14 protein-coding genes are annotated in these 23,448 nt (G+C 38.9%); 7 read left to right on the top strand and 7 right to left on the bottom strand.

What is annotated here, in order from left to right:
* Positions 1-86: 86 nt before the first annotated feature.
* A complete protein-coding gene (gene hflX / locus ACYVFA_RS05115) occupies positions 87-1,322 on the bottom strand; it encodes an HflX GTPase family protein (RefSeq protein WP_460470727.1) in 1,236 nt (411 codons plus the stop codon).
* 855 nt (positions 1,323-2,177) lie between these two features.
* Between hflX and smpB the strand changes: the two genes are divergently transcribed.
* Positions 2,178-2,633 carry an SsrA-binding protein gene (smpB, locus tag ACYVFA_RS05110; protein ID WP_460470726.1) on the top strand — a complete coding sequence of 152 codons (456 nt, stop codon included), beginning with the start codon at positions 2,178-2,180 and terminating at the stop codon, positions 2,631-2,633.
* Between the two features lie 44 nt (positions 2,634-2,677).
* Positions 2,678-3,484, top strand: a complete 807-nt coding sequence (locus ACYVFA_RS05105) for an HpcH/HpaI aldolase family protein (protein WP_460470725.1) — start codon at positions 2,678-2,680, stop codon at positions 3,482-3,484.
* Here the strand turns inward: ACYVFA_RS05105 and ACYVFA_RS05100 are convergent.
* From ACYVFA_RS05100 to ACYVFA_RS05090, 3 genes are all read right to left on the bottom strand, one after another.
* Positions 3,481-5,829 (bottom strand): penicillin acylase family protein, encoded by a 2,349-nt coding sequence (locus ACYVFA_RS05100; protein ID WP_460470724.1) that lies wholly within the window; start codon positions 5,827-5,829, stop codon positions 3,481-3,483. The two genes, ACYVFA_RS05105 and ACYVFA_RS05100, sit on opposite strands and share 4 nt — an antisense overlap.
* A gap of 7 nt (positions 5,830-5,836) precedes the next feature.
* On the bottom strand, positions 5,837-8,863 hold the full coding sequence (locus ACYVFA_RS05095) for a PVC-type heme-binding CxxCH protein (RefSeq protein ID WP_460470723.1): 3,027 nt from the start codon (positions 8,861-8,863) through the stop codon (positions 5,837-5,839).
* A gap of 245 nt (positions 8,864-9,108) precedes the next feature.
* Positions 9,109-9,453: a hypothetical protein gene (locus tag ACYVFA_RS05090; protein WP_460470722.1), complete on the bottom strand. Its 345-nt coding sequence runs from the start codon at positions 9,451-9,453 to the stop codon at positions 9,109-9,111.
* A gap of 275 nt (positions 9,454-9,728) precedes the next feature.
* Here ACYVFA_RS05090 and ACYVFA_RS05085 point away from each other — a divergent pair, with 275 nt between their 5' ends.
* Together ACYVFA_RS05085 and ACYVFA_RS05080 are read left to right on the top strand one after the other, a co-directional pair.
* On the top strand, positions 9,729-10,970 hold the full coding sequence (locus tag ACYVFA_RS05085) for a PQQ-dependent sugar dehydrogenase (protein ID WP_460470721.1): 1,242 nt from the start codon (positions 9,729-9,731) through the stop codon (positions 10,968-10,970).
* Positions 10,971-11,064: 94 nt separating this feature from the next.
* On the top strand, positions 11,065-11,700 hold the full coding sequence (locus tag ACYVFA_RS05080) for a TetR/AcrR family transcriptional regulator (RefSeq protein WP_460470720.1): 636 nt from the start codon (positions 11,065-11,067) through the stop codon (positions 11,698-11,700).
* Between the two features lie 75 nt (positions 11,701-11,775).
* On the opposite strand, the gene ACYVFA_RS05075 is transcribed toward ACYVFA_RS05080, so the two are convergent.
* On the bottom strand, positions 11,776-14,637 hold the full coding sequence (locus ACYVFA_RS05075; protein ID WP_460470719.1) for a M16 family metallopeptidase: 2,862 nt from the start codon (positions 14,635-14,637) through the stop codon (positions 11,776-11,778).
* Between the two features lie 559 nt (positions 14,638-15,196).
* Between ACYVFA_RS05075 and ACYVFA_RS05070 the strand changes: the two genes are divergently transcribed.
* Positions 15,197-19,102, top strand: coding sequence for an AAA domain-containing protein (locus ACYVFA_RS05070; RefSeq protein WP_460470718.1), 3,906 nt, complete (start codon positions 15,197-15,199; stop codon positions 19,100-19,102).
* A gap of 33 nt (positions 19,103-19,135) precedes the next feature.
* Here ACYVFA_RS05070 and ACYVFA_RS05065 read toward each other — a convergent pair whose 3' ends face one another.
* Complete coding sequence (locus ACYVFA_RS05065) at positions 19,136-20,197, bottom strand: TerC family protein (RefSeq protein WP_460470717.1); 1,062 nt, start codon at positions 20,195-20,197, stop codon at positions 19,136-19,138.
* A 200-nt stretch (positions 20,198-20,397) separates the two neighbouring features.
* Here ACYVFA_RS05065 and ACYVFA_RS05060 point away from each other — a divergent pair, with 200 nt between their 5' ends.
* Positions 20,398-21,135 (top strand): glycosyltransferase family 2 protein, encoded by a 738-nt coding sequence (locus tag ACYVFA_RS05060; protein WP_460470716.1) that lies wholly within the window; start codon positions 20,398-20,400, stop codon positions 21,133-21,135.
* Positions 21,136-21,194: 59 nt separating this feature from the next.
* On the opposite strand, the gene ACYVFA_RS05055 is transcribed toward ACYVFA_RS05060, so the two are convergent.
* Entirely contained in the window at positions 21,195-22,475 is a 1,281-nt protein-coding gene (locus tag ACYVFA_RS05055; RefSeq protein ID WP_460470715.1) for a metallophosphoesterase, read from the bottom strand.
* 264 nt (positions 22,476-22,739) lie between these two features.
* Here ACYVFA_RS05055 and ACYVFA_RS05050 point away from each other — a divergent pair, with 264 nt between their 5' ends.
* On the top strand, positions 22,740-23,297 hold the full coding sequence (locus ACYVFA_RS05050) for a TetR/AcrR family transcriptional regulator (RefSeq protein WP_460470714.1): 558 nt from the start codon (positions 22,740-22,742) through the stop codon (positions 23,295-23,297).
* The last annotated feature ends 151 nt before the right edge of the window (positions 23,298-23,448 follow it).

The following is a 23,448-nucleotide window of genomic DNA, read 5'->3' as shown; positions in this document are numbered from 1 at the left end:
TTTGGCGAACTAGTAGTTCGCCCAAATATATATTTACTATTTAGTTTGGTTGAATGATGTTACTAAAGCTGTGTATTAATCATTAATTACTGCCATTCATACAATGGATTCAAAGTAGGATCCCAGTTTGGATAAATCTTGAAATGTTTGTCCTGAACTTTATTTAATAAAATATCCCGCAGCTCAGCGATATTTTCTTTGTGTTCGGCCGAAATGAAAACTACATTTTCTGTATTTTTGGTCAGGTAGCTTCTTTTCAGTTTTTCAAGATTGCGTTTCAAATCATCTTCTGTTACCGTTTCCAGATGCTCATCAAGATTCTCTTCTGTTTCGGGTTTAAACAAATCTAGTTTATTAAATACCAATACAGTAGATTTCTCAGCTGCCCCGATTTCTGCCAGTGTTGAGTTTACCACTTCAATCTGCTCCTCAAAAGCCGGATGCGAAATATCTACTACGTGAATGAGTATATCAGCCTCACGAATCTCGTCTAAGGTTGATTTGAAAGACTCAATTAATGAAGTAGGCAATTTTCTGATAAACCCAACGGTATCTGTCAATAAGAATGGAATGTTTCCTAATACTACTTTTCTAACGGTAGAATCAATCGTTGCAAACAGTTTATTTTCTGCAAATACATCAGTTTTCGCCAGACGACGCATCAAAGTAGATTTCCCAACGTTGGTATAACCCACTAAAGCTACACGCACCAGACGACTACGTTCTTTGCGGCGGGTGGCGCTTTGTTTGTCTATTTTCTCTAATTTATCTTTCAGGAAAGCGATTCTATCCTGCACAATCCGTTTATCAGTTTCCAACTCTTTCTCTCCAGGGCCACGCATACCAATCCCCCCTTTCTGGCGGCTCAAGTGAGTCCACATACGGGTGAGTCGAGGCAATAAATATTGGTATTGGGCCAGCTCTACCTGTCGTTTAGATTGGTCGGTTCTGGCGCGTTGAGAGAAAATATTTAAAATCAACAGACTTCTGTCAAGAATCTTTATATCCTTAAACGCGGCTTCGAGGTTACGTACCTGAGAGGGCGTTAGGTCGTCGTCAAAAATAATAGTATCAACAGGATTTTCAATAATCCATGTTTCTATCTCCTCTAGTTTCCCCTTGCCGACAAACGTCTTCTGGTCGGCCCTATCCAATCTTTGTACAAATGTTTTTTTAGTAACAACTCCGGCTGTTGTAGCCAGAAAATTTAATTCGTTGAGGTAGTCATAAGTACGCTCAGCGTTTTGTTTCTGCGTAATCAGACCAACCAATATGGCCGTTTCCTGATGCTTAGCAGTAGAAAAAATGGGTGAATTAAGCAATTTTTAAAATTTTTGATCCTAAATAAAATAACTATTAATCTATATGAAAAGTTTCTGCGATAAATTACACGTTCTGAGCAGATTATCTTCATAGAAATGCTTACCAAAAGCAGTATAGAAAAGCCAGGTATGGAGAAGAAAAACCAGACTTATTTTCTGTATACTTTGTTCCTACACAAAAAACTACGGTCTTTTTTGGTAAGAATATAAATATAACAAAAAAAAATAAAAAAATTACATTTTTTTTTGAATAAATTTACGTCCGATTAAAAAATGCCGATAAAAAAGGAATAAAATATTTAATAAACTGGCTATCAGTAATTTATAAGAATATATACCCTTTTAATAAATTAACTAAGGAACTTGGCATAGTTTTGGCGTGTTAATTTGAACGTTATAAAAACATAAAAACCATTAAAACAATCGATTTTCCTAAATGTTATTGTAAGAAAATTTTCATTTTAATTGCGTTTTCATGTTTTATATCATAAATTGCGCTACTTAACCGTAAAATTCGCAAATTTTAAATAGCGGTACACATTTTGAGGAGTGAGATGCGTAAAATGAGGATTAAAATAGTGTATCACGAAACTATTTAAGTTTGCTCAGAGAGGTTTCATTAGAAACTTCTCATTGGAATCGAATCCAGATAGAGCTTATACATGGATTATTAGGAAAGCACGTAAGTCGGAATCCCTGTCACTATTTTTGAGGCAGGGATTTTTTTTATTTATACATTTGTATAAAGAGTACCTCTAAAAACTTTTAACAACAGGCCCTGATATTTGGTGTGTTTGTTCTATAAAAGTTTAATATCAGAGTATAGTCTTTATACACTATACAACAGTATACATTATGAAAGAAAAAATTGCAAAAAAGATTGACGTATTTAACAAGAAGGCTGGGTTTGAGTATTTCTTTTTAGAGAAATATGATGCGGGAATGGTATTGACCGGAACAGAAATTAAGTCGATTCGGATGAATAAATTCAATATGACAGATGCCTATTGTTTTTTTGTTGATGGAGAATTGTTTGTCAAGAACCTGAATATCTCTAAATACGACCAAGGCACCATCTATAACCACGAGCCTTTGCGCGACAGAAAACTCTTATTAAAAAAGAAAGAATTGAAGCGTCTGGACAATAAACTAACAGATAAAGGTCTGACAGTGATACCGACCCGTTTGTTTATCAATGACAGTGGCTTAGCGAAATTAGAGATAGCACTTGCCAAAGGAAAGAAGCTCTATGATAAGCGTGAGACAATTAAAGAAAGAGATGTATCACGTGAGCGCATGAGAGACGAATAAAATTATTCAAAATACTATATCAACCACCAAAACTTGTAAGACCAATGCGCCCAAACCGATTGAAACAACTGTGGAAAGAAGATAAAACTGTGGTAAATGCCTGGGTTACGATACCCTCTTCATGGACGGCCGAGGTAGTAGCACATTCGGGCTTTGATGCCATGACGATTGATGCGCAACATGGCCTGGCCAGCGATCACATGACTATCCTGACCATGTTTCAGGCGATTTCTACGACTGATACGGTTCCATTGGTAAGGGTTCAATGGAATGACCCAGCCTCGCATATGAAAATGTTGGATATGGGTGCTTATGGAATTATCTGCCCCATGATTAATACACGTGAAGAATCAGAAAGTTTTGTGGGGGCGTGCCGGTATGTGCCAGATGGCTATAGAAGTTTTGGGCCTGTAAGAGCAAGTGTATATGGTGGGGATGGCTATTTTGAAAAATCGACGGAAGAAATTGTGACGATGTCGATGATTGAAACGGCTGAGGGTTTGAAGAATGTAGAAGATATTGCTAAAACGCCTACCATGACTGGTCTTTATATCGGCCCCTGGGATTTAAGCATTTCCATGAGACGTCCTCGTCAGGGCGATTTTGACGATGTAGAATTATTAAATGCTTTTGATAAGGTTTTGAATGCCTGTGCCAAGAATAACCTGATTGCCGGAATTCAATGTCCATCTCCTGAGGTTGCTATCAGAATGTCAGAAATGGGATTCCGGTTTGTAACGGCTGCCAATGATACTACTTTATTGAAACAAGGCGCGGTTGACACCGTGAAGACATTCCATCATAAAACCATAAGCGGTAAATCTAATAATGTAAGTAATCCTTATGCTTAAGGTTTAAGAATCGTTGTTTGCTCTGCTACATCTTTAATTTTCTCTTTGGAGAAATAGACAGGAAAATATTGCCCTTTAGCCCACAATTCTATCAGATCTTTGTAGTGTGGGCTATCAGGATTACCCGATTGTCCGGGCGAATTGTTACCCAGTGTTCTATCCCAATCTTTTGTATCTACTATAATTCTGAAAGACGCGCCATGGGCTTGATTCAGGTTATCGCCTGTGCTATTGACCGTTTCTCCATTACCCCCTCTGATAAATGGCCCGACGTTGATTTTCTCTTTCATATCGGCATTAACCAGCGTACTCATCGGGTGTGTAATATAAATATGCTTGTTCTTCAATTGCCCATATTGCCAATCGTGCATATCATTGCCAAGCCTTTTCCTGATGGTATCAACTGCTTTCTCTAAACAAGCAATGATAAATTCGTTACGTCCTTCAATAGGATTCTTACCAAACTCTTTTCTGCCTGAAACCAGCCAGTCAACCATTTTTATAGTAGAGAGGTATTTGACGTACGTACGCGCATTTTCGGGCACTATTAATTTAATTAATTCCTGCTCCATCAATTCTCTCCACTCTAAATAGACTGTAGCCGGAATAGAACCAGGTTCCATAGTAAAATCCCAATCTAATAATAGCTTTCTGGCTTTTTCGGTGTCTTTATCTTTAGACGAAACACCACTTAAAAGAGGCACAAAGTTTCTGGCAGGCAAAGACACATAATCGTTCTGCAATTGCATGAAGTCGGTCAGGGTTTGTCGTTTACCACTACCCAGGACCTCCTCAATGCGATGTGCCCGATATGGACTTGCCCATTCCCAACCTATGGCATTGCGGTTTGGAAAATTTTCAGGAGTAAGATTATCGTTAGCCGTAATGATATAATTTTCGGTGGGATTCGATTTATTTGGCAATTGTTTAATGTTGAGATAACCAGCCCATTCGTATCGCCCATCGCCTGAAACTGGCACTAAACCCGTCCAATTAGGGCGAACAGGTGAGATGCCTACTGCCTGCCAGCCAATATTGCCTTTTCTATCTGCCCAAATCATATTCTCACCAGGAATACGGCTAAAGCTACAAGCTTCTCTGAACTCATCCCAATTTTTTGCCTGATTCATACGTAAACTTGCCAGATAAGGCGAGCAACCGACCTCCAGCCAACCTGCTCTTACGGCAAATAATTTCCGGCTATTGCTATCTTCAAATACTACCGGCCCGTGTCTTGTATATTTTAGCTGAACAATGACAGGTTCGGCATTTAGCACTTTAATGGTATCTGTAATCATTTTCAGATTCTCCCAAACACCTTTGTAGCGATACTGATTCGGATTTTCAGGGTTTACGTCATAGACGTATAAATCCTCATTATCCGTCTGAAAAATAGTTAATCCCCAGACACCATACGCATTATGACCTATTGAAATACCCGGTATGGTTGGCTCTCCACCCCCTACTACATTCCAGCCAGGGGCATTCAGATGACACCAATAGCGTAAGGCTGGGGTACTTTGCGCGCGATGTGGGTCATTCGCCAGCATAGGGAAACCACTCTGTGAGATTTTACCACTAATCACCCAGTTATTGGAGCCTGTAAATCTTGAATCGTCAATGGTATTTTCCAGAAAACTGGTTTTTACTTCTTCTTTATTAAAAGTTAAAGGCTTGCGGAAGGCATCATATAATTCGAGGATATTCTGGAAAAGCAATTTTCCATCAATACTTTTATCCAAATCAATATCAGGCTCGCCCGGATGGAAGTTCAGTATGTCTTTTACTTTTTTGGCGCCTAATAGCTGTACTAATCTGCCATAATTCAGTTCTGATTGTACATTGCTTAATAAACCCTGATGACGGCTGATTACTACTTCGGGCGTCCAAAGCATGGGTTTGATATTCAATACCTTAAATTCGAAGGGGAGTTTTTCAGGGGTTTTGAGTATTTCGGAGATATAAGCATTGATGCCTTTAACAAAGGCTTTTATAATTATGGCACTACGAGGGTGATAATGATTGAGTTCCTGCTCAATGTTCCCTCTGAATTTGAATAATCTTGTGCCAATATCACGTTTAGTTTCTTTAGCACCCAATATTTCTGCTACTGTTCCAGTGGCTTGTCTGCGCCATATTTCAAACTGAAAGAGTCGGTCATAGGCCGCAGAATATCCCTGTGCAAAAAATAAGTCTTCTTCGTTTTGTGCATAAATATGTGCAATTCCCCACTGGTCTCTGATAATCTCGACAGGCTTTTTAAGTCCGTTTATTTTCAAAGTATCTTGTGCCAATACGTTTAAACTAAGTAAGCCCAGACAAACCAATACGAAGAATTTGCTCATAAGACATCTATTTATTTTGAATAAAAGCTATCAAATCGGCCATTTCTTTTACACTGATGGCATTTTCCAGACCATTCGGCATAATTGAGGTTTCAGATTTTACCAGTTTGGCTACGTCCTTTTTCTGTATCACACTTTCTTTCCCTCCCACTTCTCTCAATGTCAATACATTGGCATTTTCCTGCAGTATCAAGCCACCCATACTATTACCATTCTTGAAAGTCAATGTCCAGAAATCATATTTATCGGCAATAGAGTTATTCGGGTTAATGATTTCTGTCAGAATCGAATTAGCATTACGGCTTCTTAAGGTTGAAAGATTCGGGCCAAAATTGACCCCATTTACACCTTCAATCTGGTGACAGGTAGCACAGTTTTTCTCAAATACTTTTTTGCCATCGGCCTGTACACCTTTCATATCAAGCGCTTTCATATAAGTCTGCAAAACGGCTTTGCGGTCTTCATTTACTGCTAAAACTTTACGGGCAAAAGCGCGGATATTGGTTTCTTCATAATTCATCAGATCAACCATCTGGCGCCAACCGATTGCCGATTTATCAATTCTCTTCTGTTCTAAGGCAGTCAATAATAGTGGAATGCGCTCAGGCTTTGCCATTAACAATTCTACTACTTTTTGCTGAATTGGCGCAGAAAAACTCTTAAATTCTTTTAATAAGAAATCAAAAGTCGATTTATCTCCTATTTTACTTAGCGTTCTTAAAACACTGGCCTGTACAAGTTCAGGTTCTTTAGCGCTTAATATCTGCAAGAAATCCTTTTTATATGCACTGGCATTGGCAATAGAAAGTAATTTCACGGCATCAGCACGTAGGTTTTCATCCTGACCTTTATCGGCTAACAACTCTTTTGCTTCTTTGATTTTACCTGCACTGCCACCACTTTTTGGCAAGCCAGTTACCTCTAATAAATCCAGACAGGCGCTTCTGAATTCGGGTGAATTATTGGCTGAGAAAGCCAATACCAGACGATCTTTATCTGCATCGGCAAGCGGAACAGTAATACCTTTATAATGCCAGAGTTTAGAGATACCATTGATGGTAGCCGCTTTCCACCAATCATCGTTGGTGTTTTCGCCTGTGTTACTTATATAAGAAAAAATAGCAGCAAATACCTCTTTGTTTCCGCTATTGGCAATGGTTGCGCCTAAATTGGAGAAAAACTCTGCCGTTTCTTCTGATTTTTCCTTCGCCAGTTCTTTTACTGCGAAATCAAATACCTGATTCTCTTTGCCTGCAAACGAAGCGATACAAGCCACTCCTATCCATTTATCATGAAAATCTCTTTTCAGAATAGCCAAACGGGCTTGTTCTGATTCAGGTGTTTTGACAAATCCTAATGTATTCAATAATTGGAACCTTACCTTATTATTGCCATCATTACCTAGGCTAATGAGTTCTTTCTTTAGCTTTTCGGCATCTGGTTTAGCGGGCGATTGGTTGATATAATTTTCAGCCACCTTAATACCATTTTCTCTTACACCTGCTTCATCATCACGAAACGCTTGAATAATATCTTGTGTTTCAATAGTTTTCAACCCATCCAGCAGCCACAAAGCATTGATTTTTGCTTCAGGCAAGGTGCTTTTGCCGATAATATCTCTCAAAGCGCTACTTATGCCTTTTGCCTGACGTTGGAATAATAATCTTTGAGCTGTGCGGCGATACCAGATATTCTCGTTTTCCAATAATTTTACCAGTTCTGCATCTGATTGTTTGGATAGATTCAATTTACCCAGCCAATCCATCGGTAAACCTTTTTCGGGTACTACCCTGTAAATTCTCCCTTTATCAGAACCATTGTACAAGGCACCTGATTTATTGATTTCATCTGACATCCACTCAGGGTGCTCGATAATCTGGCGGTAATAGTCAATTATATATAAAGCCCCATCAGGCCCGATATAGAAATTCACCGGACGGAACCAATCATCTTTGGATGCTAAAAATTCAGATTTTTCATTCAGACGGCTGGCTGTAAAGCTTGCCCCTGATTGCTTGATTACATCTGCATGTACCAGATTATGCACAGGCTCACCTACAAAGGTTACATCTTTGAATTTATCACCAAATGCCCCACCCAAATACCATGTAACGCCGCAAGAAGAGGTAATGACACCTACATCAGTTAATAATTGATGATTAGGGTTCTGCGTAATCGGATAGATTTCCGCTGCATTGCCGTGGTCAGAAATATCCTGACTGGCATTTGAAAGCAATAAATTGGGGTTGTTTTTCAGGTATTGACTAGCTAGAACCTCATGAAAGAGGTGGTCGGCATTGCTGGTGTAGAGATGATGCCCCCAGGCATCCATTGTATGTCCGAACTGTGTTTCGCCAGATACTTCTTCTACCTGATAGGTATCAGGTTTGAATCTTACGGCACGGCCATTGGCGTTTTTGCCTAAGGTTTGCCCCAATGGCATACCCGGAAAATAGATGTTCTGTCCCTCATCGCCAAATTCTTTTTTATACACAAATGGCGTAACTACAGCCTCATGCCCAAGATAAATCCAGTTGTCTAATTCAAAACGGGGTGTATTCAGGTTATGTTGAGGATTGGATAGTGCAAAGCCTGTCAGCATTACTTTTCTTATATCGGCCTTGCCATCATTATTGGTATCTTCTAAATAAACAACGTCAGGTGTATCAGTAATGATGATTCCTTTTCCCCAACGCATGATGCCTGTGGGTAATCTCAGGCTATCAGCAAAGACTGTACTTGTGTCAGGATAGCCATCGTTGTTAGTATCTTTCAGTAGTTTTACTTTTCCTGTGCGGCTTAAATCTAATGGATAGCCATGCATCTCCACCACATACATATTTCCGTCTTCGTCTACCTCCATCGCCACTGGGTCAGCTACCAGAGGCTCTGATGCTACCATCTCTACTTTAAAGCCATCCATCACACTGATAGACTCAAGAGCCTTCTGGTGTTCGGGTGAAAGTGCGGGTTGTTGTGTTTTTTGCTGACAAGACAACAGCAAACCTAGCGAAATCAGGGAAAGGTAACGCATAGAGGAAATATTCAGAGTGTTAGAGTCTGTTGGTAAATTACTAAAAAATAAGCTTTTATGCTCGCCAATAAGAAATTAAAATCCTGGGTTACGATAATTTTCTGGCTTATACTCTACAAGAGTCGGTAAATGCGGTCGTATTAGTCTTTTTACTCTCGTGCTTATTTGTTTATATACTGCCGGATACAAAAAAAGGGCTATTCAAAGCCCTTCAATTCTATAAAAATTTATCGACAGAAGTAGCTTTACTTCTTCAGATATAATCTTCTTAATGCCCCTGCTATAAAACTAAAAACCAGCGATTGTCCTACGGCTACGTGTGAGGTAAACATGGCCAGGTCTTCATCAACAGGCTCAATAGGTTTGATATAATAAAAGCTTATCACGATTGAGGCTTGTATCAGGGCGAGAATCCAGCCTTTGCGGGGTTCCAGGTATCCAATCAGGAAACTTGAAAGTGCAATAACCGACATAGCCAGGTAACCGTTTCGTGTATGAAAATTGGTATACACAATTAAAGAACTGGTACCTATGGCAATGAATATATTTCTTGCTAAAAGTAAATAGGAATGATTTATTTTGGCTGTCATTAGCTGATTATTAAAATTTAGAACAAATGTACTAAATAATAATTAATTAGAACAAATGTTCTAATTAATTATTATTATGAATCTGCCGGAAATCTGTGTAAAGCTACTTTTCTGAGGCTAAAACAAGCGTTCAATCCGAATGAAATAAAATTATTTCATTCAGTATCAGACATTTTGCTTTCAGTTTAGTTATAAAACTAATAGTCTTCAAATTCATTTCCTCATGCTGGCATTAAATTTTAAGATTGTATGTATTACACAAACAAAGCACAACGATGAAAAAACAAATCATGACAATTCTGGCGGCTATGCTGCTTGGTCTATCCTCTTGTAAAAACAACTCCCAGAAAGCGGCTGAAACCACTGCCGACGGCGATAGTATCTCAACAGGGGCTTCGGTAGAAACTGAAAAACCAAATACAGATTATAAACCTGCTTTTGCCGGACAAACCAGAATAGGGGCTGTAAAATCACAGACGCTTTACGAAGGTACGGTATTAACCAAAGACCTGAAAAAACCCTGGGGCATTACAAGCTTGCCTGATGGCCGATTGCTGATTACAGAAAAAGAAGGAACGATGAGGATTGTCAGTACCACAGGCTCAGTAAGTGAAGCTATCACTGGTATTCCAAAGGTAAATTCGGACGGACAAGGGGGCTTATTAGGATTAACCATTGATCCTGATTTTAGTAGTAATCGCATGGTTTACTGGGTTTTCTCTAACAAACTTTCTGACGGAAATCTCACTGCAGTAGCCAAAGGCAAATTATCTGCCGATGAAAAAACTATTGAAGGGGCTACCGTGATTTATATGGCCACTCCTGCCTATAATGGAGACAAACACTACGGTGGCAGAATCGTATTTGATAAGAGTGGAAACCTCTTTGTAAGTACCGGTGAACGATCTGACCTTGAGACCAGACCACAAGCGCAATTCTTGAACTCGGCATTGGGTAAGGTTTTAAGAATTACGAAGGATGGTAAACCAGTAAGCGGGAATCCATTTGCCGGAAAAAAAGAGAATAAAGCTGAAATATATTCTTATGGACACCGCAACGTACAGGGACTGGCTTTCCATCCCGTTACAGGTGATTTATGGGAAAACGAGTTCGGGCCTAAAGGTGGCGATGAAGTGAACATTATTAAAGCCGGGAAAAATTATGGCTGGCCTATTATTACTTATGGAATTGAATATAAGGGGCCAAAAATCGGTGCAGGTATTCAGCAACAAGAAGGATTGGAGCAACCGGTCTATTATTGGGATCCGGTTGTATCGGCCAGTGGTATGACTTTCTATAGCAGTGATGCGATACCCGAATGGAAAAATAATTTATTCCTTGCCTGTTTAAGTGCCAAACACGTTGACCGCCTGGTGATTGAAAATAACAAAGTAGTAGGTGAAGAGCGATTATTGGCCTCAGAAGACCAACGTTTCCGTGATATTACTCAAGGTAAAGATGGAGCTTTGTATGCGATTACTGACGAAGGGAGATTGTATAGAATTTATAAGAAGTAAATTCAAATAGTAGCATTGCTCAAAAACCTGATTAGAACAAATGTTCTAATCAGGTTTTTTTCGTATCTTCGCTGAAATATTCTCTGATTATTTCATGACTACCAAACAACGGATTCTTCAAACATCACTACATTTATTTAACCAATATGGTATAGATGCAGTTACGGTGCGGCATATTGCGAAGGAATTGGGCATGAGTCATGGCAATTTATGTTATCATTTCCCGAATACTGATGCAATTGCAGAGACACTCTACGAACAATTAATAGCAGAATTGAATCAGGTAATTGAAGAACCTGCGGTATTTTCTACCACTAACCTGCGAGCATTTTACAAGCTTTGTGCTTTTGTTTTTGAAAAACTATATAATTATAAATTCCTTATTCAGGATTTCATCAGTATTACCCGCCGGAATCCGGGTTTGAAACAAAAACATCGGGATTTGCTGACAAGCAGGAGAATCTTTCTCAGAATAGGAATAGATGCAGGTATTCAGGCTGGATTTCTGAAACCTGATATTATTGAAGGGCAATACGAAAACTTTTTCAATCAGCTTTTTATCATCGGCGATTTCTGGCTGGCCAGTGCCGAGATTTTGTTTGAGGGAAAAGAAGAAGATAAATTACCCACTTACCTGAATATTGCTTTTACGCTGATAATACCGTATCTGACTGAAAAAGGTCTGAATGAGTATAAGGGCTTATTAAAACAAACAGAGTCGGTTAATTAGCCGACTCTGTTTGTTTACTAATTCTATAAAGTATGCGAGCCGGAAGCGACCGTCGCTCGGCTCGCGCCACAATTATTAATTCTTTCCGCCTGTTTGCACACCTGCTGCTGAACCTGGTGTACCAGTTGCTGGTTTTTTATCGAAATCTCCTGCTTTTACGATAGAGATTTTCTTAGGATCAACAAATTTCTTCATAGCTGCATTTACTTGTGCTGCGGTTAAAGCTTCCACTTTCTTCTCAAAATCCGCATCAAAAGCCAATGTTCTGTCGTAATACAAGTAGTTGTTCAAACGGCTTGATAACTCGTTATCCTGCGAACGAGATACACTACGACTTTGTAACCAGCCTGTTTTTGCAGCTTTTAGCTCTTCTTCTGTAAAGCCTTCGGTTACCACTTTGTTCATTTCTTCGAAGAACGCTTTTTCCAGTTTCTCAGCATTTTCAGGAGCATAGATAGCGTATGTCATAAAGGTACCTGATTTATCAAATGGCATACCTGACAATTGTGAACCTACACCATAGCTAAGACCGTCTTTCTGACGGATTCTTACGGCCAGACGAGAGCTTAATAAGCCACCACCCAGCATATAGTTACCCAAGATAAGGGCAGGGTAATCAACATCTGTATCCTGCAAAGGTAAGTTCAGACCTGCCAGGAAGAGTGCATTGGCTTTATCAGGTGTTTTGATCGCATTGGCACTTGGCGCAATATCCTGATAAACTGCCTGAATACGTTTGAAAGGAATCGGGTTTTTCCAGTTACCTAAAGAAGAACTGATGATGTTTTTAACTACTGGCTCATCAAAATCTCCTACTACTGAAACTGTAGCTGCCGAAGCACCATAGAAATCTGAGTAGAATTTCTTCACGTCTTCCAGTTTTACGTTCTTCACGTTTTCCAGTTGCTCATCTAATGTTCCTACATAACGCACATCGCTTTTAGGATAAGGATTCATTGTGCGTTGGAAAGCTGTGAATGCCAGGCCTTGCGGGTCGCTTTTTTGTGCTTCTATCTGAGCAATGTTTTCTTGTTTTAATTTATCGAACTCGTTGGCATCAAATACCGGATTCTTCAGAATGTCAGTTACAATAGCCAGCGCTTTTGGTAAATTTTCTTTACTTGATTCGATATTTATAACAATATTATTTCCGCCGCCACCGACAAATACCTGCGACTTGATTTTATCGAGACTATCTTTGATTTGTTGACGATTCAGGCTTTTTGTTCCTTTATTCAACATCGAAGCCGCAAATGAGGAAATCGTTTGTTTGTTTTGCAGGCTTTGCTCATCGCCAATTCTCAAAGTAATATTAGCTCTTACGGTATTACCGCGCGTTGATTTTTGCAATAGCGCGTATTCCAGACCATTAGGCTCTTGTCCGCGTTTCGTTCGGTTTTCGATATTAGCCGGAGATGGGTCAAACGCTTCTCCTTGCGCTACTACCGCACGGCCTTTGTAGTTTTTCACTAAATCATCTACGTTCGGAGAATCCGGTACTTTTACACGGTCAGGTGTTTCTTCTGGTATAAACAAGCCAATCGTACGGTTGGATGATTTGAAGTAGAATTTTGCAACCCGGGCTACATCGGCAGGTGTTATTTTTTCTATGGCATCACGGTAGATATATACTAATCTCCAATCTCCTGCGCCAATGTATTCGCTCAATTGTAAACCTGTTCTTTCAGTATTGCGTAAAGTCAGCTCAAGCCCTTTGATGATTTCGTTTTTGGCACGATCTACATCTTCTTTGGTAATTTCCATGGTTGGAACGGCGTCCAAAGTAGCCAACATGGTCTTTTTAGCATCTTCCAGATCTTTATCTTTCAAAACCGAGGCATTGAAATACAAGATTGTCGGGTCTTTGTTTGTGAATGAATAGGCGTATTGACCCGATGCTTTTTTAGTTTCAACCAAGGCTTTGTAGAGTTTTCCTGCAGGCTCGCTGGTCAGGATTCCTTGTAAAATGTCTAAAGCCGGATAATCAGGGTGCGCATTGCCACAAATATGATAAGCCACGCCTATGGCTTGTACATCACCTACTCGGCGTAGGGTTACTGAACGCTCGCCATCCTGCACAGGTTCAACTGTATAAGTAGGTTGTAATACGCGTGTCGGGCGAGGAATATAACCAAAATATTCGTTTACCATTTTGATGGTTTTGGCTTCATCAATCTTTCCGGCTACCAACAATACGGCGTTATCCGGTTGGTAATATTTTCTATAAAATGCCTGTAGATTATCGATTGGTACCCGCTCAATGTCTTCGCGTGAACCGATGGTTGAATTACCGTAATTATGCCATAAATAGGCCGTTGAAATCACTCTTTCGCCTAATACGCTTTCAGGGTCATTTTCACCCATTTCGAATTCATTTCTCACCACTGAAAACTCTTTTTCTAAATCTTCTTTCTTAATAAATGAATTCACCATACGGTCAGACTCCAGATCTAAAGCCCATTTCAGGTTTTCTTCAGTTGCCGAGAAAGTCTCAAAATAGTTGGTACGGTCGAGCCAGGTAGTACCATTCGGGCGCGCACCGTGGTCGGTCAGTTCCTGTGGGATATTGGTGTGCTTGGTTGAACCTTTAAACACCATGTGCTCCAACAAGTGAGCCATACCTGTTTCGCCATAGCCTTCATGGCGAGAACCTACCAGATAGGTAATGTTTACGGTAATCGTTTGCTTAGATGGATCGGGGAACATCAACACTTTTAAGCCATTGCCCAGGGTGTACTCTGTGATTCCTTCTACTGAAGTAACTCGTACCGGATCGGGGATGACCGGTTTTTCAGCCATAGCGGCGGCATCGCCTTTTTTCTTCTTTCTTTTCTTTTCTTTTTTCTGGGCAAAAACATCGCCGCCGATTAAGAAAAGTCCCACAAGCAAAGTAATAGCTATCTGCCTGATCGGGAGTTGTCGGTAGGTTTTTAACATAATTTTGAGGTGTATTGAGGAATAATTACATACAAATAAACGCCAAAGTAAGCATAAGTTTTTTGCCAATGCCCATTTTGTCGTTTATAATTTTGCTATAACGAATAAACAGAATTAAATAATTTAATCCAAACAGAAAATGTTAAGGTATGTTAAAGGTTGATGAATGGTTCACGGAGAAGAAAGCAACAGTTTGATTATAGCAAAAAACTTCTAAAACACTTTGAAAACACAATTCTAAGTCGGAAATTTAGGGAATGTCTACTTGGAGATACAAAATCTTGCATAAACATTCACAACTAGACGTCCGTATAACCACTATTGACATGAGAAAACGCGCAAAGCAAATCAATGCAAATAATTTCTGCTTCTGTTCAAATATTAACCACTCAAGCGGCCTCAGAAAAGGTAGTCGTTACGGTGAATACCTTTTTGAAAGAGGGCAGAGAGGGATTTGAATTATGAAGGGAACAACTAAGGAAGATACTATAAAAGCCATAAAACTCGTTTCAGAAAAAAAAAAAAATTATAGAAGAAATACCCGGAATTAAAGAATAAATTGCAAAAACTACTAAAAACATACCTCCGTCGGCTAACGAACCTTACTTCGCGTAACAGGTCGCTTTTATTATTAAATTTACCTCAGGAACAATTTCTTGATTTACATAGTCTGAATTTTTTAGACAACAAACCCTCTTTTGACTATATCCAACAGTTAATCAGCCAGAAAAACCAGATTTTGCTGTGCGATGTACAGGATAGTCGCTACGATAAAGTGAACGAAGTAAGCCAAAGGCTACGCAAACTGGCAAGAACGGAGAGTTTTATTGAAGAAGAACGCGGTGCGAAAGACTTATATGTAGGTTATCCTTTTGTAAAAGGCAAGCTTTCTGATGGGACTGTTGTGCGCTGCCCATTACTTTTTTTCCCGGTTACATTAAAGAATACTGGCAAAAAGTGGATTCTGGAACAACGAGATGAACCGGAAGGATTTAATAGAAGTTTTCTGCTGGCTTATTCGTATTTTAATAAGATAAAACTACCTGATGAATGGCTGGAAAAATCTTTTGAGGATTTTGATAAAGATAGTCTGGGTTTCAGGACCCAATTGTATGAATTGTTGAAAGACAGCCCTTTTGAAATTAATTTCAATCAGGAGGTTTTTCAGAATCAACTGATTGATTTTGAAAAACTGGCTAAATCAGAATTAGATGCCAATGAGCGTAATGGTGAACTAAAATTGTATCCGCAGGCTGTATTAGGGATTTTCCCACAAGCAGGTTCTTATCTGGTACCAGACTATGAGCAATTGATAGAAAACGCAGAGGAGGGGCATTATGAACTGGATACTTTTGAAGAGTTGTTTCAACATAGTTCTCCGCCTAGTCTCCGGCCTGTATTTAAAGAAGAAACAGCTTTTCTGCCTTTTGCGATTGATGCATCGCAGGAAGATGCTATCAAGCAGGTAAAAGAAGGATATTCGATTGTGGTACAGGGGCCTCCGGGTACAGGAAAATCACAAATGATCGCCAACTTGATTGCTGATTTTACGGCACGTGGGAAAAGGGTATTGGTAGTTTGCCAGAAACGTGTGGCATTGGATACTGTTTATCAGCGCCTGCGAAAAGTGGCTATGACAGATTTCGTGGCTTTGATTCATGATTTTAAGAATGATAGAAAAACACTTTTTGAGAAAATTGCCAGACAAATAGAGCAGATTGAAGATTTTCAGAAGAAAAATAAAGGGTTGGATGCGATTTTTCTGGAACGCCATTTTACGCAAATCAGCCGTAGAATTGATAAGATTTCAGAAGAATTACAGAGCCTGAAAGAAGCACTGTTTGATGAAACCATTTTTGGAACATCTGTAAAAGAATTGTATTTGAGTAGTAGCCTCAACAAGCCTTCTATTGATTTACAAGACATTTATCGCTCCTTCTCACTTAATGAACTAGCTGATTTTGAGGGTAGACTAAGCCGTTATCTGCAATATCAGGCTAAATTACAAAACGGACTTGGCTATGACTTCTGGCAATTGCGCAATTCATTCAGCAAAAGAGCTTTTACTGATCTTGTAAAAATTACGGATACCATTGGAGCTGCCATTGCTTTTCAACAAAAAAATGGCCAGTTGTTTTCTATTATTGAACTGAATCAACTGGATGAAAATACGGTGGATGAGTTCATTCAATATTTTGAAAATGCACCAGTAGGCAAAATTTTTAAAGCGATTGTTCTGGAAAGAAAATTCATCAGTAATCGTCAGTTTGATCTGGAAAAAATCTATGCTGAGTTGGAGCAACTGTTTATTGAGGATGGTATTGAGCAAAGTATAACAGCCCGTGACCTGTTACTCAGAAAAACGCAGGCAGAAAAAGCCTATGAGGCAAGTCAATCGGGGCTTAATTCTCTTGTCTGGAAATTCTTTTCGAAGGATAAAAAAGAAATTGAAATCCTGTTAGCTCAAAACAGGCTTCCACTGAGCGAAGCGGGTTTGCAGGTATTGAATAAGAAGATTCAGCAGCGCATTGCCTTTGAAGATATTAAAGAAAGGCTGGGCAAAAAGGAGATTGCCATCAATGAAAGAGATAGTTGGGAAACGATTAAAAATCAATTACAGAATTATATTCTGGCCAATAAAGCGTATGCCATTTATCAGCAAGAAGAGCCTATCCGGCGCCAGACCAGTTTGATAATTAATCAATCAAAAATATTTTCTATTAATCCTTTCAGGGATTTAGCAAAGCTGATTGTTGATACCAAATTGGAATTTGTGCAATGGCAATTGTATTTGTCTTATCAGCAAATTGAAAAGCTGGTTGATAAGCCCGAAGAAAAACAGGATTGGATTGCCTATCTGAAACAAAAATTTGATTTGCTTGTTGAGGCTGATGAATTGAAAGAATCTTTTAGTTCAACTGAATCAGAAGTATTACAACGCTTATTGAGTTATGAAAATTCGAAGGTAGACATCAATGCTTTAACAGAGGTTTTCCTCAACTCTATACGCATCGCATGGACACAACATATTGAGACCCTCTACCCTATTTTACGTGGAGTAAGTTCTTTAAAAGTAGAACAATTAGAAACTGAATTACAGGAATGTGTACTCAAAAAACAGGAATTAAGTCAGGAAATATTATTGTTGAAATTGCGTGAACAGACCTATCAGGATCTGGTGATTAATCGGTTGCAGAACGTAGTTACTTACCGTGAATTGCAGCATCAGACTACCAAAAAGCGTAAACTGTGGTCTGTTAGAAAATTATTGGAAAACCATTCAGAAGAAATCTTTAAACTGATTCCTTGCTGGATGGCTTCGCCTGAATCAGTATCAGCTATTTTTCCTTTGGCAGGCCAGAATCCGACTGAATCCCTTTTTGATCTGGTGATTTTTGATGAGGCATCTCAATGTTTTGCAGAGAATGGCATTCCGGCTATTTATCGGGGTAAACAGGTGGTTATTGCCGGAGACTCCAAGCAATTGCAACCGACTGACCTATACCAGATTCGCTACGATGAAGATGCCGAAGATGAGACGGTATTAGAGATAGATTCTCTACTTGATTTAGCTGCGCAATATCTGCCGCAGGCCTGGTTAAAAGGGCATTATCGCAGTCATTCGTTAGATTTGATTGACTTTTCAAATCAGCATTTTTATAAGAATTCCTTACAATTATTGCCTCACTACAGCGAAATCAGTAAGAATAAACCTGCTATCAGCTATATCAAACTGGATGGTTTCTGGGAGAATAATACAAATCCGACGGAGGCGCAGAAAGTATTGGAGATTGTAGAAGATTTGAAACGTAAAGCGCCAGATAAAACTATTGGCGTGGTAACTTTCAACTTTAAACAGGCTGATTTGATTTACCAGACTATCTCACCCGTCTTGGGCGAAGGCTGGGGTGTGATTAAAAATATAGAAAATATACAGGGAGATGAATATGATATTATTATTTTCTCAGTTGGCTATGCACCTAATCTGAAAGGTAAATTATTAATGAACTTCGGTAGTCTGAATCAGCAGGGAGGTGAGAATCGATTGAATGTGGCTGTTACGCGTGCAAGAGAGTTTATTTATATTGTGAGCAGTATTCTTCCACATCAATTACAGGTAGACCAATCACAGAATCTAGGGCCTAAATTATTGAAGAAATATCTGGAATATGCCTTAGAAGTATCGCAAGGTGATTATACGCCTGAGCCGCATACGACTGAAAAGTTTAATACCCGCTGGCTCCTGAAAAATCAATTGGTGAAAGAGAATAAAGGCTTCCATCTGGAGCTGCCTTTTGCAGATATTACCGTAAAAGACGCTGACACTTACGAATCATTGATTTTAACGGATGATGACTTGTATTATGAAAGCATTTCGCCAAAAGATGCCCATGCTTATCTGCCTATCAGTCTGCGTGCAAAGGGTTGGAAGTTTGAAAGATTGTGGAGCCGTAACACGGAATGATATTGACATTCCGTGTTACGGCTGCATAAAATATCATGCTGCCGGTTTCTTCTCAGGAAACACCACACTTGCCCCTACACTGATGACCAGTATACCCACAATCACCAGTAAGGAATGAACATTCGTAAATCCGATGGCGGTCAGTTGGTGATGTAAAAGCATTTTGACACCGATAAAAGTCAGTAAAACGCCTAAACCATATTTGAGAAAACGGAAAAGCGTCATGATACTTGCCAGAAAGAAAAACATTGACCGAAGCCCCATAATGGCAAATACATTAGAGAAGAAAACAATGTAAGGGTCTTTGGTGATAGAAAAAATAGCAGGGATTGAATCAACCGCAAAAACTACATCAGTTCCGGCAATTACCAGCATTACCAGAAAAAGTGGTGTCACATACCATTTTTTATAACGTTTGTTAAAAACTAAAAAGTGGTCAATCACATTCCGTTTATAGACATTGAAGTATTTAGAAGCAAATTTTACCACCGGATGCTTGGCAGGATCTATTTCTTCTTCTTCACCGTTATTCCGCAAGATATTAATACCCGTATAAATCAGGAATGCGCCAAAGATGTATAGAATCCATTCAAATTCCTGTATCAAGGCTGCACCGACGAAAATGAAAATAAAGCGCAAAATAATAGAACCAAGGATACCCCAGACCAATACTTTCTTATAAAACTTCTTTTGCACCCCGAAGGAATTAAAAATCAGAATAAATACGAAAATATTATCTATCGACAACGAGTATTCTGTCAGATAACCCGTCAGATAATCAATAGCCATACTATTCTGAAAAGCCCTTAAGGCAGCCTCAAAATTAGGAGGAAGTATCAACGACTCATAATACTTCTCTTTAACTTCATGTATATGTGACAAGTTACTTATATCGTGAATCAGGTGACCATATTGCCTGATAAAAAAGAAGAAGGCAATAGCCAACGTCACCCAAACGGCACTCCAGATACCTGCTTCTTTAAAACTTACTACATGGCTTTTCGATTTACTGAACGCTCCCAGATCCAGCGCCATCACTAATGCTACAAAAATCGAAAATCCTATAAAAAAAATTGTTTCACTTGATAATGTCATAATAAAAATGGTAACACAGGATTTAGTTCTGTGTATTGATAAATATGATTTGGCATTTTGTTTGCCTAGTTATAACAGGCTAGTAAATAATTTGTTCTTGGAAATCAAAAGAATCATGCTGTATTTTACAGCCCAATTCCCAAATGGTGATATATCACCGCAAATCGGTTGCAAATTAGCACCGAAAACCTGAATATTTTATGTATAACAACAAAAAAGTCGTAATCGTGATGCCAGCTTACCGGGCTTCACAAACACTTGAGCGCACTTACCGAGAAATTCCATTTGATATTGTTGACGAAGTAATTTTAGTAGACGACTACAGTCCGGATGATACTGCCGAAGTAGCTAAAAAATTGAACATTCATCACGTGATCCGCCATGACGTAAACAAAGGTTATGGTGGCAACCAGAAAACCTGCTACACCAAAGCACTTGAAATAGGCGCAGATATAGTGGTAATGGTTCACCCTGATTATCAATATACGCCTAAATTAATCAGAGCCATGGTAAGTATCATTGGCGAAGACTTATATCCTGTTGTTTTTGGATCAAGAATTTTAGGTAAAGGGGCTTTAAAAGGAGGTATGCCGATGTATAAATACATTGCCAACCGTTTTCTGACTTTTACTCAAAATCTATTATTAGGACAAAAACTCTCAGAATACCATACAGGTTACCGTGCGTTTTCAAAACAAGTATTAGAAACTGTTCCTTTCAGAAAATGTGATGATGATTTTATTTTTGATAATGAAATGATTGCACAGATATTCTGGAAAGATTTCGAAATAGCAGAAGTGACTTGTCCGACTAAATATTTTGAAGAGGCCTCTTCTATTAACTTCGTCAGAAGTTCAAAATATGGCTTGGGCGTATTGAGAGTCTCTATTTTGTATAGACTTGCCAAAATGGGTATCAAGTGGGACTTACTTCAATAAACCATTAGTATATAAAAATAAGAGGGCGAATATCTGGTTAGATATTCGCCCTCTTATTTTTATACCGATTTCAATTCAAAAATTGTAATCTCCGGATAAATCCCTAAACGTCCCGGATAACCTATATAACCAAAACCACGATTTACATAGAGTTTCTGGTCTCCTTCTTCATACAAACCAGCCCATTCTTTGTAACGCAATTGCACCGGCGACCATTTAAAATTCCCCAATTCGACGCCGTATTGCATTCCATGCGTATGGCCTGCGAATGCCACATCAATATCTTTGTATTTAGGCAATACCTGTGCTCTCCAATGGCTTGGGTCATGCGAGAGCAATAATTTAACAGGATATTCCTGTGTATTAGCAACTGCTTTCTCCATATCTCCATGTTTCGAAAAACCACCTGCACCCCAGTTCTGAATACCCAGAATTCCAATTTTCTCACCATCCACTTTCAATTCACGGTGTGTATCCATCAACAAATCCCAACCCATGGTTTTATGCGCACCCGTCAGGTCTGCCAGATTCTGACGTTTTTTCTCTAATGATCCCCAATCTGTATAATCCCCGTAATCATGGTTACCCAGTGTAGAGAATGTACCCAGAGGTGCTTTAATTTTAGAGAAAATCTCAATATAGTCTTTTACCTCTGGCGCAATATTATTCACTAAATCGCCGGTAAAGAAAAATACATCCGGTTTCTCTTTCATCAGCATTTCTACCCCACCTTTTACAGCTGTTTTATTAAAAAAACTACCTGAGTGAATATCTGATAGCTGCGCAATAGTCATTCCGTCAAATTGCTTGGGTAAATTTTTTAGCTTAAGCGTTACTCTTCTCAGATGGTAATCATGCGCACCTGATAAAATACCATAGGTCATGGCACCCACATGCAAACCGCCTAAACCTAAAGCAGTTTTAGCAAGAAATTCCGAACGACTGATACCCGTGGATACAGGTTGTAAATTTTCGGTAACTGGTGTTTGCGTTTGTGCAGGAGTACTTTGAAAAAACGAAGCAATCCATCTGAAAAAGCGAATGATATCATCAATAAATAATACCAGTACAGAGAATATTTTTGATATATAGATAATAAAAACTCCTGCCAATAAAAATGTACGAAAACTGGCTTTAACAGGTGGTGCTGCGGGTGAATAGGTCAACGCTGCGATAAATGCTATGATTGAAACGATGGTGAAACCCCAATATCCGTATCCGACTACTCTTTGTGTAAGCACACTTGACGAACGTATCAGCAATTTAACTGCCTGCCAGACATATAAGTCAATCAAAAAAAATACGACCACCGCTATAGGAAGTCCAAAAGCTCTATTCATATCGTTATGATAGTGTTTGTAAAAACCAATGAAAACAAAACGGTTTTCACAAAAATATGGTTTCCTAAGCTTATTTTTTAATCTCTATATATGATGAAAGGCATATTTTGAGGTAGAATAGGTATTAATTACTCCATAGAAGGAAATTACATAATAGTACAGAAAAATTAATGTTCAAATTTTACCTACCAACCGTTTGGTAAAATCAAAACTCTTTGTATATTTGTCAAGCTATTCGTCAGTTGCTTTATTTATCAGATACTAATGCCCATTCAGAAAGTTACAAAAGAGGAAATCTTGCTAAAGTCATCAGATATTTTCCGAACCAGGGGGTATCATAATACCTCTATGCAAGACCTCGCCCAGAATTGTGGTTTATTAAAAGGCAGCTTATATCATTATTTTCCGAGTAAAGAGATGCTGATGAAAGACTTGCTAGTCTGGATTCATGATTATCTGAAAGAGAGGGTTTATCCGATTGCACAGGATTTGAGTCTTACCCCTGAAGAGCGCATGAGTAAACTCCTGAAAAAAATGGGTAGGCTGCTTTTAGAGAAAGAGGGAGGTTGCCTGGTAGGTAATACCACACTCGAAACTGTCGGAGTAATACCTGAGTTTCATGACGTATTGAAAAACATCATGAACGATTGGACAGTGGCACTACAAGAGATTTTTATGACTAAAAAAGACAAGGAGACTTCTTTCAAATTAGCGCAATTAACCATTATGGAGTTTGAAGGCGCAGTGATGTTTTCGAAACTCTATGGAGAGAAACAGTATCTCTATGATGCTTTCAGCCGTACAATGTTGAAATTACAATAGATTTAGAGTACCGAACGGATACATATTTTAGTTTTTGATTTCAGAAACGAACGTTTGGTATAAATACAACGATTTTAATAGTGCGTTAACAGGTAATAGGTCAGGGAACGTGCCGTGTACGTTCCCATGATTTCCTTCATCCATTTTTCAA

The sequence above is a fragment of the Emticicia fontis genome (assembly GCF_054779675.1).
Note: the sequence above shows the minus strand (reverse complement) of the source record. Positions and strands in the feature narration are given on the sequence as shown.